This is a genomic window from Stappia sp. P2PMeth1 (assembly GCF_900185735.1).
GTDB lineage: Bacteria > Pseudomonadota > Alphaproteobacteria > Rhizobiales > Stappiaceae > Stappia.
Map to the genome: position 1 here is coordinate 445,833 of NZ_FYAW01000019.1, position 15,372 is coordinate 461,204.

At 66.8% G+C, this 15,372-nt stretch carries 13 protein-coding genes and 1 tRNA gene; 7 read left to right on the plus strand and 7 right to left on the minus strand.

Annotated features, from left to right (window positions below):
* Positions 1-3: 3 nt before the first annotated feature.
* A complete protein-coding gene (gene phnC, locus P2PM1_RS13055; RefSeq protein WP_186388543.1) occupies positions 4-822 on the minus strand; it encodes a phosphonate ABC transporter ATP-binding protein in 819 nt (272 codons plus the stop codon).
* A 99-nt stretch (positions 823-921) separates the two neighbouring features.
* On the minus strand, positions 922-1,866 hold the full coding sequence (gene phnD, locus P2PM1_RS13060; protein ID WP_186399450.1) for a phosphate/phosphite/phosphonate ABC transporter substrate-binding protein: 945 nt from the start codon (positions 1,864-1,866) through the stop codon (positions 922-924).
* A gap of 1,319 nt (positions 1,867-3,185) precedes the next feature.
* Here phnD and P2PM1_RS13065 point away from each other — a divergent pair.
* The 4 genes from P2PM1_RS13065 to P2PM1_RS13080 all read left to right on the plus strand — a co-directional run bounded on the left by P2PM1_RS13065 (position 3,186) and on the right by P2PM1_RS13080 (position 6,880).
* A complete protein-coding gene (locus P2PM1_RS13065) occupies positions 3,186-3,881 on the plus strand; it encodes a GntR family transcriptional regulator (protein ID WP_244301497.1) in 696 nt (231 codons plus the stop codon).
* 28 nt (positions 3,882-3,909) lie between these two features.
* The gene (locus P2PM1_RS13070) at positions 3,910-4,710 is read left to right on the plus strand and encodes a phytanoyl-CoA dioxygenase family protein (protein WP_186399321.1); all 801 of its coding nucleotides are present in this window, start codon (positions 3,910-3,912) and stop codon (positions 4,708-4,710) included.
* Between the two features lie 136 nt (positions 4,711-4,846).
* Positions 4,847-5,659, plus strand: coding sequence for an SDR family NAD(P)-dependent oxidoreductase (locus P2PM1_RS13075; protein WP_186399322.1), 813 nt, complete (start codon positions 4,847-4,849; stop codon positions 5,657-5,659).
* A 126-nt stretch (positions 5,660-5,785) separates the two neighbouring features.
* Entirely contained in the window at positions 5,786-6,880 is a 1,095-nt protein-coding gene (locus P2PM1_RS13080; protein ID WP_186399323.1) for a linear amide C-N hydrolase, read from the plus strand.
* 24 nt (positions 6,881-6,904) lie between these two features.
* On the opposite strand, the gene P2PM1_RS13085 is transcribed toward P2PM1_RS13080, so the two are convergent.
* From P2PM1_RS13085 to P2PM1_RS13095, 3 genes are all read right to left on the minus strand, one after another.
* Entirely contained in the window at positions 6,905-7,882 is a 978-nt protein-coding gene (locus P2PM1_RS13085; protein ID WP_186399324.1) for a zinc metalloprotease HtpX, read from the minus strand.
* Between the two features lie 102 nt (positions 7,883-7,984).
* The gene (gene msrA / locus P2PM1_RS13090; RefSeq protein ID WP_186388538.1) at positions 7,985-8,647 is read right to left on the minus strand and encodes a peptide-methionine (S)-S-oxide reductase MsrA; all 663 of its coding nucleotides are present in this window, start codon (positions 8,645-8,647) and stop codon (positions 7,985-7,987) included.
* A 40-nt stretch (positions 8,648-8,687) separates the two neighbouring features.
* Positions 8,688-9,011 carry a hypothetical protein gene (locus P2PM1_RS13095; RefSeq protein WP_186395521.1) on the minus strand — a complete coding sequence of 108 codons (324 nt, stop codon included), beginning with the start codon at positions 9,009-9,011 and terminating at the stop codon, positions 8,688-8,690.
* Between the two features lie 512 nt (positions 9,012-9,523).
* Here P2PM1_RS13095 and P2PM1_RS13100 point away from each other — a divergent pair.
* Positions 9,524-9,613, plus strand: a tRNA-Ser gene (locus P2PM1_RS13100).
* A 114-nt stretch (positions 9,614-9,727) separates the two neighbouring features.
* Here P2PM1_RS13100 and P2PM1_RS13105 read toward each other — a convergent pair.
* Both P2PM1_RS13105 and P2PM1_RS13110 read right to left on the minus strand, forming a co-directional pair.
* Entirely contained in the window at positions 9,728-10,234 is a 507-nt protein-coding gene (locus P2PM1_RS13105; protein ID WP_186399325.1) for a ClbS/DfsB family four-helix bundle protein, read from the minus strand.
* 331 nt (positions 10,235-10,565) lie between these two features.
* Positions 10,566-11,540: a LysR substrate-binding domain-containing protein gene (locus P2PM1_RS13110; RefSeq protein WP_244301499.1), complete on the minus strand. Its 975-nt coding sequence runs from the start codon at positions 11,538-11,540 to the stop codon at positions 10,566-10,568.
* Between P2PM1_RS13110 and P2PM1_RS13115 the strand changes: the two genes are divergently transcribed.
* Together P2PM1_RS13115 and P2PM1_RS13120 are read left to right on the plus strand one after the other, a co-directional pair.
* Positions 11,535-12,716 carry an MFS transporter gene (locus P2PM1_RS13115; RefSeq protein WP_186399326.1) on the plus strand — a complete coding sequence of 394 codons (1,182 nt, stop codon included), beginning with the start codon at positions 11,535-11,537 and terminating at the stop codon, positions 12,714-12,716. The genes P2PM1_RS13110 and P2PM1_RS13115 overlap by 6 nt on opposite strands.
* A gap of 612 nt (positions 12,717-13,328) precedes the next feature.
* Positions 13,329-14,729: an RNA-binding domain-containing protein gene (locus P2PM1_RS13120; protein WP_186399327.1), complete on the plus strand. Its 1,401-nt coding sequence runs from the start codon at positions 13,329-13,331 to the stop codon at positions 14,727-14,729.
* The last annotated feature ends 643 nt before the right edge of the window (positions 14,730-15,372 follow it).

A 15,372-nucleotide genomic window follows, 5' to 3' on the forward strand; every position in this document is an offset into this window, starting at 1 on the left:
GGCTCAGACCATCCCGGCCATGCGCTCGGCCGCGTCGCGCTCGGCATGGTGGTCCTCCTCCGCCGCGCGGCGCATGGCGGTCCAGTCCTCCTCGCCATAGATGCGGGTCAGCACGCTTTCGTCGAGCAATTCGGGGGCGCCGTCGAACACGACCTCGCCGGCCCGCAGGCCGATGATGCGCTGGGTGAACTGCTGGGCCAGCACCACGTCATGGATGTTGATGATCGCCGGCAGGTCCTGCTCGGCGCAGATCTCGACGATCAGCCGCATGATCTGGCGCGAGGTCTTGGGGTCGAGCGAGGCGGTCGGCTCGTCGATCAGCAGCAGTTCGGGATCCTGGGCGAGCGCGCGGGCGATGCCGACCCGCTGGCGCTGGCCGCCGGACAGGGCATCGGCGCGCTTGTCGGCATGGTCGATCAGGCCGACCCGGTCGAGCAGGCGGAAGGCGTTCTCCACGTCCTCGCCGGGAAAGCGGCGCAGGAAGGAGCGCCAGAAGCCGACATAGCCGAGGCGGCCGGACAAGACGTTCTCCATCACCGTCAGCCGCTCCACCAGGGCGTATTCCTGGAAGATCATGCCGATCCGCCGCCGCGCCCGTCGCAGGTCGCCGGCCGGCAGCGCGGTGATGTCGAGGTCCCCCAGCAGCACCCGGCCCTCGGTCGGCTCGACCAAGCGGTTGATGCAGCGGATGAGGGTCGACTTGCCGGCGCCGGACGGGCCGATCAGGCCGAGCACCTGCCCCTTCGGCACGGTGAAGCTGACCGACCTCAGCGCCTTGTCACCGGTCTTGTAGGTCTTGGTAAGCGCGTCGACTGTCAGCATGCGGGGATCCGGGGAGAGGGCCAGGTCTGTCGGGCCGGGAGGCCGGTCATGTCGGGGCCGGGCGCGGAGACAGGTCCCCGCGCCCGGCCGGCCAGAGACTTACTGGCAGGTGTAGGACACGCCGCTCGCCTCGTCGATCTGACGGATGACGGCCCAGGTGTCCTTGAAGGTGATCGGGATGAACTGCGCCTCGCCCGACTTGGAGAATTCCTTCTCCAGCGACGAGCCCTCCCACTTGAAGCTGAAGAAGCCTTCCTTGATCTTCTCCTGCAGCTCCGGCGTCAGGTTGTGGGCGATGCCGTAGCCGGTGGTCGGGAAGGTCTGCGACTTGTAGATGGTCACGATCTGCTCGGGCTTGACCACCTCGCGCTCGATCATCCGGGTCATCACCGAGTTGGCGATGGCGGCCGCCGGGTAGTCCTTGTTGGCGACGCCGAGGATCGAGTTGTCATGCTTGCCGGAGAAGGCCGGCTGGTAGTCGGTGCCGGCGACGAGGCCATATTCCGCCTGCAGCAGGGCGGACGGCGCCTTGAAGCCGGAATTCGAGGTCTCGGAGGTGAAGGCCAGCGTCTTGCCCTTGATGTCCTCGACCTTTTCGATGCCCGAGCCCGGATAGGTGATGATTTCCATCTCATAGCCGAAGGAGCCGTCGGCCTTGGCCATCATGGTGAAGGGGCGGAAGCCGGCGCAGGCGACGGCGAGCGGGTTGGAGCCGGTGTTGAAGCCGGCGATATGCAAGCGGCCGGCGCGCATCGCCTCGATCTGGGCGGCGTTCGACTGCACTGGGAAGAACTGCACCTTCTTGCCGGTGACGGTCTCCATATGAGCCAGGAAATCGGCCCAGGCCTCGGCATAGACGGCCGGGTCCTCGACCGGGGTATAGGCGAAGATCAGCGTCGAGGGGTCGACCTGCTGGGCGGGATCGGAAGGAATGTCGGCGATCATGTCGCCGTCGGCATCGGTGTAGCGGCTGTCGAGCTTGAACTCGGCCTGTGCCGGAGTGGCGGCCATCAGGCCGGCAAGCAGGGCGGCAACGCTCGCCATGCCGGCGAGCTTCGTCAGGTGCATGGTCATCTACGTTCCTCCACTGGGGCGCGGTCTGCATCCATTAGGGACCGGATGTCTGTTATGCGTCCTGTGTGAAGGCTGGATGACAACGCAACCCCCGTCAAGTCTGTAAGCCGGCGAAGCTTTCCTCAGGTTGCACCGCCCGGCACCGCGAAACACCCGCCTCGCCTGCGCTCGCCGCCCCCTGCACGCCGCACCCGTCATCCCCGCGTCTTAGCGGGTTGCGCGCCCACGCCGAACCGGGACGACATCCTGCGGGCGGGGCGGATGACGTGCTTTCCTCGCCGCGTTGCGAAAGACGGACGGGAGGGAGGCAGCACCTCGCATCCTCTCGGGCATCAACCCCGGTCGCACGCAAGCACGCGCCGGTCATCCCACCCACCGATGTCACCCCGGCCGCAGGCGAAGCCGCAGAGCCGGGGGCTATTCGTTCCCAGAGCGGCGGCGAGGGCGCGAGACCCCTCCCCGCGTCATCCCGCACGCAGCGAAGCGGAGATGCGGGATCGGGGAGCCACGGCGCTCACGGGGGCTTTCGGGAGCACGTCCGACAGGCCTCGGCTCGCCGGTTCCGGGTCGCGGCTTCGCCTTGCCCGGAATGACGCTGGGAAAGGTGGGCGGCCGGGGCGCGGCCGGAGGAGACCCGAGGACGCGGCCCGAGAAAGCACCGCGAGGGCGCGGCCTGCACGAATTTTTGGAATTCCGAATTCCGATCCGGTTGACAGGCCACCGCCGATGCGGCAGGGTGAGGTCAACGGAATTTGGAATTCCGAATTCCTTTAGTGGGTGCCCGTCGCTTCCCTTCGGCCCCGCCGCTCCGTGCGACCCGGCAGCGTCACTGGCCTCTCGCCAGTCTCTCGCCAGTCTTTCGCCGGTCTTTACGCCGGAGCGTCGACCCATTTCGCCGGCCCTGCCGGCAACCGGGCTCCGTTGGCCCCATCGCCAGACCGCCGGCCGGTCCGGCTCCGCTCCAGCCGGCCCCGAACCGGCGAGGCGGATCCCGGACGCCGCGGAGACAGCGGAGGACACGGCCTCTCGCCGTGTCAGGGACAGGTCCGTCCCCAAGGGCCGCGCCGCCGGGTGCCCGATGCGGGCCTCCCGAACTCTACCCGCGGTGCGTCCGGCGGCGCGGCAGTCCCTGTAACCGTTGCCGGGCAACCATTGCCCGGCGGGCGTTCGGCGTGGGATGAGACGACGGCTGCGATCTGGCGACCGCACCAGCACAGAGGCACCAAGGGGGGCACCAGGGGGCGCCAAGGGGAGACGCCAAAGGGGAGCGCCAAGGGGGGACGCAAGGCATGTCCATGGAACTCATCGACCAGAGCCCGATCCTGGTGGACCGCGTCTACGACCGGCTGCGACAGGCCATCGCGCTGGCGGACCTTGCCCCCGGCGAGCGCATCCGCCAGGCGGAGCTCGCCGAACGGCTCGGCGTGTCGCGCCAGCCGGTCAGCCACGCGCTGCAATTGCTCAAGCGCGACGGGCTGGTCGAGGAGACCGGCCGCAAGGGGCTGAAGGTCACCGAGATCGACCCGGTGCATCTGCGCCAGATCTACCAGGTGCGCGCGGCGCTGGACGGGCTCGCCGCCGGGCTCGCCGCCGCCCGCGTCGCCGAGGGCACCGTCCCTGAGGCGGAGCTGCGCCGGCTCGCCGCAATCCTGAAGCAGGCCGAGCGCTTCGACGGCGACACCCCGGTCGCCGAGCGGATTTCGCTCGACGTCGCCTTTCACAACCAGGTCATCGTCCTGTCCGGCAACCGCCGGATCGCCGAGACGCTCGAGCCGCAGTTCTCGCATATGACGCGGTCGATGCGGCTGGTGCTCGACATCGGCGGCTTCCGCGAGACGGCGTGGGAGCAGCATCGGGAGATCGCCCGCCTGATCGAGGCCGGCGACAAGGCCGCGGAAGAGGCCGCAAGAGCCCACGCGGAAAATGCCGGACGGGAGACGGAGGCCCGTCTCACCGCCGGGCGAACGCTGAGGAACACGGCCTGAGCGCCGTGGCGAAGAGGAGGAACGCCACATGAAACTGACACAGGAGCAACTCGACGAGTTCAACCGGGAGGGATACCTGTTCCTGCCCGAGGCCTTCTCTCGCGAAGAGGTCGAGGTTCTGCGCGAGGCCGCCAATGGCATCTTCGACGAGGACCGCAAGGAGATCTGGCGCGAGAAGGACGGTACGCCGCGCACGGCCTTCGCCTGCCACACCTACAACGAGGCCTTCCGCCTGCTCGGCCGCCATCCGCGGCTGATCGAGCCGGTGCGCCAGATCTTCGGCGAAGAGCTGTACATGCACCAGTTCAAGGTGAATGCGAAGGCCGCCTTCACCGGCGACGTCTGGCAGTGGCACCAGGACTTCCCGACCTGGCACAAGGACGACGGGATGCCCGAGCCGCGGGCGATGAACATCTCCGTGTTCCTCGACGACGTGCTGCCGATCAACGGTCCCTTGATGCTGATCGCCGGCTCGCACACCCACGGCCAGCTCAAGTCGGAATACGACACCACGACCACCAGCTACGGCCTGTGGACGCTCGACAACGACACGGTCACCGAGCTTGCCGCCAAGGGCGGCATCGTCGCCCCGACCGGCAAGGCCGGCGGGTTGCTGATCCACCACGGCAATCTGGTGCATGGCTCGTCGGGCAACATCACGCCCTATCCGCGCAAGATCGTCTACCTGACGCTGTCCACCGTCTCCAACGCGATCCGCAAGCCGACCCGGCCGGACTATATCGCCCATCGCGATTTCACGCCGATCGAGCCGGTGGAGGACGATGCCCTCGCCCGCTACGCCCAGTCCTTGCGCCAGGCGGCGGAATAGCCTCTCCTTCGCGAGCGGCCGGAGCGGCGGCGATCCTCCGCTCCGGCTTTCCTTGCGATCCGGGACGGGCCCCGCCCGCCCCGGACTTTTCGCGTCAAGGCACGTATTGCAAGGCAGCACAACGGACGGTTTCCACATGACAGATAGTTCGGCTGGCCGCCTGGCCGGCAAGGTCGCCCTCGTCGTCGGCGCCGGGTCGTCCGGAGAGGGCTGGGGCAACGGCAAGGCGGCGGCGGTGCTTTTCGCGCGCAGCGGCGCGCGCATCCTTGCCGTCGACCGCAATGAGCGCGCGGCGGCGGAGACGCGCGACATCATCCGCTCCGAAGGCGGCACCTGCGAGACGGCGCAGGCCGACGTCTCGGCCTCCGCCGAGGTCGCGGCGATGGTCGAGGCCTGCCTGTCCCATTTCGGCCGCATCGACATCCTGCACAACAATGTCGGCATCTCGGAAACCGGCGGGCCGGTGGAGGCCTCCGAGGAGAGCTGGAACCGGGTGATCGCCGTCAACCAGACCAGCGTCTTCCTCACCTGCAAGCATGTGCTGCCGGTGATGGAGCGCCAGCGAAGCGGTGCCATCGTCAATGTCGCCTCGATCGCCGCCTCCCGCTATATCGGCTTTCCCTATGCCGCCTATTCGGCCTCCAAGGCGGCGATCGTCGGGCTCACCCGCAACATCGCCCTGCAATATGCCCCGCTCGGCATCCGCGCCAATTGCGTGTCGCCGGGGCTGATGAACACGCCGATGATCCGCAAGCCGCTCGCCGCCGCCTATGGCGGGGAGGAGGCGATGATCGCCCGGCGCGACGCGCAATGCCCGATGGGGCACATGGGCGATGCCTGGGACACCGCCCATGCGGCGCTGTTCCTCGCCTCGGACGAGGCCCGCTACATCACGGCGCAGGAGCTGGTGGTGGACGGCGGGCTGACCGCGACCTGCGTCGCGCCATAGGCGCTCGCCCGTGCAGCCGCAGGTTTTACCGGCTTGCCGGGCATCGCCGCCGCCCTCTACCATGGCGGCGGCCGTCCGTTTCGGGGCGGCGCAGTCGCCCCCACAAGGCTCGCCGAAAGGTCCCCCATGCCCCGCACGCCGTTTTCCGCCCGCGCCCGCCACCTCGGCACGCGCATCAGCGCGCGTATCGCGCTCGCCGCGCTCATCGCCACCGGCGGCGTTGCCCTTGCCGAGGCCTGCACGCGCCTCGTCTATCACGGCGCCGGCGACACGGTGATCACCGCCCGGTCGATGGACTGGAGGACCGAGATCGCCACCAACCTGTGGGTGATGCCGCGCGGCATGGAGCGCAGCGGCGAGGCCGGGCCGAACTCGCTGAAATGGACCTCGAAATACGGCAGCGTCATCGCCTCGGGCTATGACATATCGACCACGGACGGGGTCAACGAGGAGGGCCTTGCCGTCAACCTCCTTTGGCTGGCCGAGTCCGAATATCCCGAGATGAACGGTGACCGTCCGGGCCTGACCATCGCCGCCTGGGGCCAGTATGTGCTCGACAATTTCGCCAGCGTCGCCGAGGCGGTCGCGGTGCTGGAGACGGAGCCCTTCACCATCGTCACCGACAGCGTGCCCGGCGAGGACCGGCTTGCGACGCTGCACCTGTCCATGTCGGATGCCAGCGGCGACAGCGCCATCGTCGAATATATCGAGGGCCGGCAGGTCATCCATCACGGCCGCCGCTACACGGTGATGACCAATTCGCCGACCTTCGACGAGCAGTTGGCGCTCGCCGAATACTGGCGCGGCATCGGCGGCACCGTGTTCCTGCCCGGCACCAACCGCGCCGCCGACCGCTTCGCGCGGGCGAGCTTCTATGTCGAGGCGATCCCGCGGCCCGAGGATCCCAACCGGGCGGTCGCCAGCGTCTTCAGCGTCATCCGCAACGTCTCGGTGCCCTTCGGCATCACCACGCCGGACCAGCCGAACATCTCCTCCACCCGCTGGCGCACGGTCGTCGACCACCAGCGGCTGCTGTATTTCTTCGAATCCGCCCTCACCCCGAACACGTTCTGGGTCGACCTGAAGCAGATCGACTTTTCGCAAGGCGCGCCGGTGCGCAGGCTCGACCTCGGCCCCGACCAGCAGCACATCCATTCGGGCGATGCCACGGCGGACTTTGTCGAGGCCGAGCCGTTCCGCTTCCTCGGCCTGCCGGAATAGGCGCGGCTGGCCCGATCCGACGCGTCAGTACCAGGTGCCGAACCGGCTCAGCCGGCGGCGCGGCGCGCCGGTGTCGGGCACCGGCGAGCGGCCCGCCACATGCGGCATCGCCTCGACCGGCAGCCAGTCCTCCGGCACCGCGCGCAATTCGCGCAGCCGCCGCACCCGCTCGCCGGTTTCCGGATGGCTGCGCAGGACCGAGGGGTCGGGGATGCGGGCGCCCTGCGGCAGCGCCGCCTCCCACATCCGGCCGTGAATGCGCTCCAGCTTCATCAGCGCGCTGGCAAGGCCGTCCGGATCGCCGGTCAGCGAGGCGGCGCCGACATCGGCGTCGAATTCGCGGGTGCGCGACAGGGCAAGCTGCACCATCGTCCCGAGCGTCGGCGCCACCACCAGCAGCAGCACCGTGCCCCAGGGCACGCCGGCGCCGCCGGCCAGCGCCTCGGGCAGGTTGACCAGCACCAGGGCCAGGCCGAACAGCGACATGATGCCGGTCATCCGGGCGACCATGTCGGCCATCGCCATGACATGGATGTCGCCATGCGCCACATGGGCGAGTTCATGCGCCATCACGCCGACGAATTCGCGCGGGGTCAGGCGGACCAGCAGCCCTTCGGTCAGGCAGATGGCGCTGTCCTCGCGGGTGCCGGTCGAGAAGGCGTTCACCAGCCGGCTCGGCACCAGGTAGAGCTTCGGCATGCGCGGCAGGCCGGCGCGCTGCGCCAGCAGCCGGACGATCGTATGCGCATCGGGAAAGGCGGCCGCCGTCATCTCCCGCGCGCCGTAGAGATGCAGCACCAGCGCGGAGGAGAAGCGCGCCGCGACCAGCACCGACAGCGACCCGCCGAGCGCCGCCCACAGCACCCCGTCGGGGCCGGCCAGCGTCCAGGCGGTCAGGGTGAGCAGCAGCACCGCGCCGGCCCCCAGCAGCAGCGTGTGCAGACGGTTGCGCCGCAGATGGCGGGCACGCACGAGCGGATCGATGCCGGGAGCAGGTCTCATCGTCCGACTATGGCCCGAGCCGGGGCGGCTGCATAGCCGCCGCGTCGCGCGTCCCGCCCGCCCGCATCGGATCGCCGGCAGCGGCTTGTCGCAAGAGGCGACCTAAACGTCCAGCCCGGCCGGGCAGGCGACGCCGGTGCCGCTGAGGCCGCAATAGCCGCCGGGATTCTTGTCGAGATATTGCTGGTGATAGTCCTCGGCGAAGTAGAACGCGCCGACCGGCTTCACCTCGGTGGTGATCGCGCGCGAATGGCCGGCCGCCTTCAGCGCCGCCGCATAGGCCGCGCGCGAGGCCTCCACCGCCGCCGCCATCCCGCTTCCTTCCGCGCAATAGATCGCCGAGCGGTACTGGGTGCCGGTGTCGTTGCCCTGGCGCATCCCTTGCGTCGGGTCGTGGCCCTCCCAGAACGCCTTGAGCAGCGCCTCGCGCGACAGCCGCGCGGTGTCGAAGACCACCCGCACCACCTCGGCATGGCCGGTGCGCCCGGTGCAGACCTCGTGATAGGTCGGGTTCGGCGTGTGGCCGCCGGCATAGCCGACGGCGGTGACGAGAACGCCCGGCAGGGTCCAGAACAGCCGCTCGGCGCCCCAGAAGCAGCCGAGGCCGAGCAGCACCTCGTCCTCGCCGGCGCCGGGGGCAAGATCGAGCGGGCGGCCGAGCACGGTATGGATGCCCGGGGTCATGATCGGCTCGCTGCGGCCGGGCAGCGCCATCGCCGGGTCGACCAGGGAAAACTTGTTGCTGAGCATGGTCATGAACGACATGGATGCCTCCTTTTGGGCGAGACGCCGGGACGGCGTCAGGTCAGGCGATGCCGGCCCGCCTGCGGCGGCCGCGGCCGAGATCGCCGATCCACAGCAGCAGGAAGCCGAGCGGGCCGACGATCACCCAGGCCGGCTGCACCAGCAGCGTCAGCACCACCGGATCCCAGACGAGCGGGTTGATCTCGCTCTGGACGAAGGCCTGGGCGGCGGCAAGGCTGCCGGGCGCGAAATCGAACCAGTACTGGCCGAAGGGCGTCGCCGACCAGGCGCCGGCGGCGATGGTGGCGGTGCCGTCGACGACGAGCGCCACCAGCGCCAGGGCGACGAACCAGAGCCCGAGAAGCCGCAGGAAAAGTCTGACCATCGTCCCGTTCCGGATCCATCCACCACGAAAGCCCGCGGCCCGCCGGGCCGGAGTTGCCGGGCCGCTGCCGCCCGCCTGACGCGCCTGCCTGTCACGCCCGCCTGACGCACCTGTCCCGCGCCAACCGGGTGTCGCCAACCCCAAATGGGGCTCGTCCCGGCCCTTGACCGTCAGCCCGGATACGCGCGCAGCCGCGATCCGGACCATAGCCCGCCGGGCGCGTCCAGGCGACAGCAAAGCACGCGAAAACGGCGACAATGCGCAGGCGGCCGTGCCGCCGGGCCCCGTCGTCCGGCCGGCGTCTTGCGGCCCTCCGCGTGCCCGTGTTGAAAAGCGCTCAGGGACATGGATGAAGGCTTGAACTTGGCCGCGCCGTCAGTATATTGCGCGACTTGCGGGCCGGATCGGTCCGGCGCCGTGCCGCTTCGGCACCTGCGCCGGCTGCGGTCTTTCTCCCGCACGAGGACCGCCGAAACGCCTGCTGCGCAGGCCCCTTCGGACGGGCCGGCTGCGGAGAGGTGGCCGAGTGGTTTAAGGCGCACGCCTGGAACGCGTGTATACGGGAAACCGTATCGAGGGTTCGAATCCCTCTCTCTCCGCCATTCACTGCTAATTATGCGCTGTAGTGAAATTTCCGCGCGATAGCTGTGCGAATGCCGCCTCTCACGTGCCGTCGGCCAGTGCTTGCCGGTCCCCCTCCGCCAAGAACCGCACCTTCAGCCCTGCGCCTTCTGCCAGGTCCTAATCCGGGCTCGGGCATTGGTGTAAGCGGACGAGGTGTTGAGCTGGATCATGCGGCCCTTGGTCCATTTCCCGTACCAGGCGCCGCCATAGAGTTCTTCATCGGATCGGGCCGTGATCGTCGCGATCAGTCCTGCCTTCGCATCCTCCAGACGGGCGAGCAGGTCGTGCCATTCCATCGCGCTGTAATCGGCGTAGAACTTCCGAGCCAGCAGGCCGAGTTGGTTCCATTGGAAGCCCGCTTCGGGGTAATCGACCGGTTCGCCCCGGTCGTCGCGGTCCAGCCATTTCAGAACCAGTTCGTTCCATCCGATCAGATAGGCGACCAGATCCGCCGGGCTCATCATGGTCCCTTCAGCATGGCCCTTCATCGTGACCTCACGTGCACGGTTGGGCTGAACCTTCGCCAAATCCGCGATCAGCCGTTCGAACGTCATCGTAATGGCCGCCAGTAGTTCCGTCTTGGTGGCAGGAACAGCCATGTCTTCCTTCCTCTGTAAGCATCGATCTTTGAAAAGAACTGGCCATATCCGTTGATCGGCAAGATTCCCGCCGTTGCTCAAAACGGCGTAAGCGTGCGGCATTAAAAGGGCGAAGCGCAGGCGTCGTTCTAATCTTCATTGGCCACGGCCCACCACTATCTGACTTCGCGCTGTCGCCCTTCGGGCTTCGCTCCAGTCGGGGCCTCGCATCAGCTCGGACGGCCCTTGGCCTTGCGAACCCTGCGGGTTCGAAATGTCTGCGCGATGCTCCACCATTGTCTCAGCTCACGGCAGTCTCGCTTCGCTCGACGCCTTTCGCGGGGCGCGGGATCTATGCGACACCGGCCTCGCGCATGATCCATCGGCGGAATGCCGCGATCTTCGGCACGGTCACCCTAGCCGGCTGCACCACGGCGAAATATCCCGCCTTCGCCCGAATGGGCGCATCGATCGCCAGCATGATGCTCCCGGCCTCCAGATCGCGGGCGGCATAAACATCCCGCACGACGGCAAGGCCCTGGCCGGCAATGACGCCCTGGATCAGCAGGGCGTCGTCGGCGTAGCTCGGCCCCTTCGTCGCATTGCGGGCCGGCCCGACGCCATGCGCCTCAAACCAGGCCGGCCAGTCCGCGCGGTCGCGATCCTGCAGAAGCGGATAGCGAAGGCAGTCCGCCGGATCGGTCAGAGAGCCGTCGATCAAGAGCGACGGACTGCCGACTGCAATGAGCCGGGGGGCAAACAGCAAAGCGGCATCCAAACCGGGATAATCGCCGGAGCCGTGCCGTATCGCGACGTCCACTCCCCCGGTCGTCATGTCGGCGAGCTGCACCGAGGTCTCGATCCGGAGCTCGACCTCGGGATGCTGCGCGGCGAAGCGGCCAAGGCGGGGCGTGAGCCAGCACGCGGCAAAGGACGGCGTGGTGCTGACGACCAGCGAGCGCGGGCTTGGCCGACGATCCTCGAACAGTTGCACGGCGGCGTCGATCTGCTCGAAGCCCGGAGCGACCTTGCCGAACAGGCGCAGGCCATGCGCGGACAGCTTCACCTCGCGGTTGCCGCGCTCGAGAAGCCGGACGCCGAAGCGCGCTTCCAGCGCCTTGACCTGCTGGCTGACGGCCCCCGGCGTCACGTTCAGCTCCTGCGCGGCGCGCTTGATGCTGCCGTGCCGGCCGACCTCGACGAAGGTGCGCAGCGCACCAAGGGAAACGGGCAGCGTCATGCTCTTGAGTTTAGCTGAGCTAAATCGTTCGACAAGAGATATCATTTGTGCGGGCAAGGCCGAAATGTATGTCTGCCGCGCATGCAAACCAACCTTCCCCGACCCGATCACCTGTCCGCCGCCCTGGTCCGCCTCCTGGCGGTCGGCGCTGGAGCGGCCGTCGCCAACAGCTACTACAACCAGGCCTTCCTCGGCCATCTGACGGCGGATTTCGGGCTGGCGGCCGGGGCCGCCGCCATCGTGCCGGTGCTGACACAGGCGGGCAACGCGATCGGCGTGCTGTTCCTCGCGCCGCTCGGCGACCGGCTGGAGCGCAAGTCGCTTATTCTTGTCACCACCGGCGCTCTGGTGGCGGCTCTCATCAGTGCGGCCGTCTCGCCCGGCTTTGTGTGGCTCGCGGTGGCCAGCCTCGCCGTGGGCCTGTTCGCCACGGTGGCGCAACAGATCGTCCCGCTTGCCGTGCATCTGGCTCCGCCTGCGGAGCGCGGGCGCATTCTCGGCACGGTGACGGGCGGCATCCTGATCGGCATCCTGCTTGCCCGTACGATCAGCGGCACGATCTCGGATGCCTGGGGCTGGCCTGTCGTGTTCTGGTTCGCGGCAGTGCTGATGATCGCCATCGGCGCGGCGCTGGCGCTCTGGCTGCCCCGTGTGCCGCCAACAACCGACTTGAGCTATCCGCGCCTGCTCGGGTCCCTATGGACGCTGGTGCGCACGCATGGCGTTCTGCGGCGCGCGGTTGCGGTGCAGTTCCTGATCTTCGCGGCGTTCATCGGCTTCTGGTCGACGCTGGCGCTGCTGCTGTCCGATCCGCCCTATCGGCTTGGCGGAACGGCGGTCGGCCTGCTGGCGCTTGTCGGGGTTGCCGGCGCGCTCGCCGCGCCGATCGCCGGGGGCTTTGCGGACAAGCGCGGGCCGGCCGTGGTGGTCTCGACCGGCGCGGGTCTCGTGTTGCTCGCCTTCGTCATCTTCGGGCTTTGGCAGGGCTCCCTCCTTGGCCTCGTTGTCGGCATTCTGGTTCTGGACCTTGCCGTGCAGTCCTCGCAGGTTGCCAACCAGGCGCGCGTCTATGCGCTCGATCCGACCGCCCGCAGCCGGCTCAACACCGTGTTCATGGCGACCATGCTCGCCGGAGGCGCGGTCGGAGCGGGCATCGGCGGTGCGGCCTATGCCGCCTGGGGCTGGACCGGCACATGCGCCTTCGGCGCAGTCTCGGCGGCTTTGGCCTTGCTCCTGTCGCGGCAATCCCGGGTCGTGGACTGATAATGGTGCCGGAAACGGCGTCCGGCCCGGCCATGACATGCCAGGAGGAGCGCGATGGCAGCAGGCGGAGCGGTCCGACGCCGCAACGTGATGCCGGGCGAGCGCCCTTCGGGTCTGTGCGAACCCGTCGGCAACGGCGTCGGAAGCCCCTGAAAACCCGACTGTTTCCTGCGGTCTTGCTGCTTGTGTCCAATCAGCCTCGCGCGCAGACGGTTTCTCGCCAGAATTATAAGTTCACGACCTGACCGGTCGGTCGCGCAATCGCGCTCGCCGCCCCGACTGCAAAGCTCCAAAGCTCCGCGCAATTGACGCCGATTGCGCGATATTGCCGCCGCTTCTCCCCTGCCGCCCGATCTGCTTGGAAGGCCGGCTAGGGCAGCAGGCGACGCAATTGCCGGCGTTCTGCGCGCCGCCGTCGCCACGCGAAACTTGCCATTCGTTTCGTTCCAAACGGACATCAAAGCGGGAGCAATAGCGGAAACTGCCCTGGGGGAGCCCAGGCGGAAAGAAATATTTGCGGACAGGAATGAAAGTAAACAAGACTAACGGAGCATATTTGATTCTGCGAGCCGATTCCCATAGACGCGCAGTTTAGCAAAGGCCAGACGAGCGATGGCGATCAAGAAGCACATCAAAAATCTAAGCAAGCTGACACGCGAACTTCTGGCCGAAGGTGAAAGCAAGCGATCGGATTTCAAGCGTCGGCCAGACGGCATCAGCGCAGATGATCTCGTTGCCTTCGCCAATTCGGAAGCTGGCGGAAGCATATTGGTTGGCGTTGACGAACAGGTCGTAGACAAGACCCAGACCGGAGTCGTGCGCGGTTGCGATGTCAGCGATGCCACCGTTCTCCAGGTCCTCAACAAAGCAGTTAGCTGCATTCCACCCGTCTCGATCGATATCTATATCGAGAACCTCGACGACATGCCCATCCTTAGGGTGCAAGTTCCGTCGAGCGAGACCAAGCCGCATTGTACACCAAAGGGTGTTTACTGCCGCCGTGACGGGGCGCGAAACCGTCCGCTACATCCAAGCGAGTTGCTCCGGCTTTTTCTGGAGAGCGAAGCGAGCGCATTTGCGGCGCGATTCGAGGTGGCCGCCGAGCGCATTACGGCAGATCTGAGCAACCTTGAGTCTTCGCTCAACAGCAGCATCAAGAGTATGTCCGATCAGCTTGGATGGGCGGATTATCAGCTAGATGACACGGAGAGCACCTTAAGCGCCATTCAAGGTCTTGTCTCAAAGCTAACTATAGACACAGACAATGTTAACTCTCGCCTCCGCGCACTCTTTCGACAGGACGAGCGTGAGGACCCGGTCCGAAAAAAGGCTCGCCTGAAGTACATTAACGCGCTTATCAACGAGATAAGAGAAGATGAAAATCTTTTCTCACATGTCGTCGCCGGAGGAAAACTAACAGTTCCGGCAAAACAGCCCGAGGACAGCGACATTACGGACGAGGATGCAAGTAATCTATTGGAAGTTGCCACAAAGTACGTCCATGATACCGAGCGCAACAAGAAATACCTGATTGTCGCGAAGGCTCCCAAGGCTTTTAGCGCCGCTGAACTTGATCAGTTCGCCGCAAAGGTGGCCGAGAGCGGCGAAGTAGCTGATGGGGTTCGTCAGCGCGCGAAACGCGCCTTTCGGCTTGGAATCATTGTCTATGAGGGTGCTGTCGTTGGCACCGCAGCGTTGAAGAAGCCGGCCGCCGGATATCGTAACAAAGTGTTCAAGAAGGCCGGCAGCCAATTAGACCCTGCTGCTTATCCTTACGAGCTCGGCTGGATATTTCTCGATGTCCCTCATCGCAAAAAAGGTCAGATGACCCGGCTTATCAATGATCTTCTGCCTGCTGCCAACGGCTCTGCTTTGTTTGCCACAACGCGAACTTCCAACGACATCATGCAGGAAATGCTCTCTCAATTGGGGTTTTCCAAGGACGGTACTGAATACAATTCAGAGCAGAACCCCGAGGATACAATAGAATTATTTGTCCGCACTGCGCCTTAAATTCAAAAAAATTAAATATGCAACCTCGTCAAATGAAAATGGCAGTTTCATGTAGCCGAGGGCGCAGCTTAAACGTCTGACATGGGACATTACGTTCGGAGTGCGACGTTCATATGAATGGCTACTTTCCAAATCTCATCTCCCAGAAGCAGACCGCCCCCTTCCCGCCGCTCGCGGCTCACGCCCCGGAGGGCTCCGGCGCAAGCGCAGGTCTCCGCCATGGTCTTGCTCCGCCGTTTTGCCTCGCCCACGCGGCCCCGGCGACGCGGCTCCGGGGGTGACCTTCGCCTCCCCGCCCCTTGCTCTGATAAAAGCCGTCTCCCGGCCGGCCGCGGCCGGATATTCCGGCGTCTGCGCCGCGTCCGGCGCCAAGGCCCTGCGCCAAGGCCCTGCAACGCGTCTGCGCCAAGTCCGGCAACGCATCCTGCCCCAAGGCCCTGCGCGCGTCCTGCGCCGTCCTGTTGACCAGGGCGGTGCGCTCGGACACGATCTCCGAACGCCCGTGACGGCGGGGCCGAGGCCCGCTTCCCACAGCCAGACGCCCGAGGCCCGGCCCGGCGCCCGGCCCGAGACGCCGCCCGACGCCCATGGTGCGACCCTTTCGCCCCGGGCCACCGGGCGCGTTGACGCGGGGGCGCGGATA

Coding starts and splice junctions, on each gene's coding strand:
- P2PM1_RS13095 (WP_186395521.1), bottom strand. CDS start 9,011: ATGGTCAGACTTTTCCTGCGGCTTCTCGGGCTCTGGTTCGTCGCCCTG.
- phnC (WP_186388543.1), bottom strand. CDS start 822: ATGCTGACAGTCGACGCGCTTACCAAGACCTACAAGACCGGTGACAAG.
- phnD (WP_186399450.1), bottom strand. CDS start 1,866: ATGGCGAGCGTTGCCGCCCTGCTTGCCGGCCTGATGGCCGCCACTCCG.
- P2PM1_RS13080 (WP_186399323.1), top strand. CDS start 5,786: ATGCCCCGCACGCCGTTTTCCGCCCGCGCCCGCCACCTCGGCACGCGC.
- P2PM1_RS13085 (WP_186399324.1), bottom strand. CDS start 7,882: ATGAGACCTGCTCCCGGCATCGATCCGCTCGTGCGTGCCCGCCATCTG.
- P2PM1_RS13120 (WP_186399327.1), top strand. CDS start 13,329: ATGGCGATCAAGAAGCACATCAAAAATCTAAGCAAGCTGACACGCGAA.
- P2PM1_RS13105 (WP_186399325.1), bottom strand. CDS start 10,234: ATGGCTGTTCCTGCCACCAAGACGGAACTACTGGCGGCCATTACGATG.
- msrA (WP_186388538.1), bottom strand. CDS start 8,647: ATGTCGTTCATGACCATGCTCAGCAACAAGTTTTCCCTGGTCGACCCG.
- P2PM1_RS13115 (WP_186399326.1), top strand. CDS start 11,535: ATGCAAACCAACCTTCCCCGACCCGATCACCTGTCCGCCGCCCTGGTC.
- P2PM1_RS13075 (WP_186399322.1), top strand. CDS start 4,847: ATGACAGATAGTTCGGCTGGCCGCCTGGCCGGCAAGGTCGCCCTCGTC.
- P2PM1_RS13070 (WP_186399321.1), top strand. CDS start 3,910: ATGAAACTGACACAGGAGCAACTCGACGAGTTCAACCGGGAGGGATAC.
- P2PM1_RS13065 (WP_244301497.1), top strand. CDS start 3,186: ATGTCCATGGAACTCATCGACCAGAGCCCGATCCTGGTGGACCGCGTC.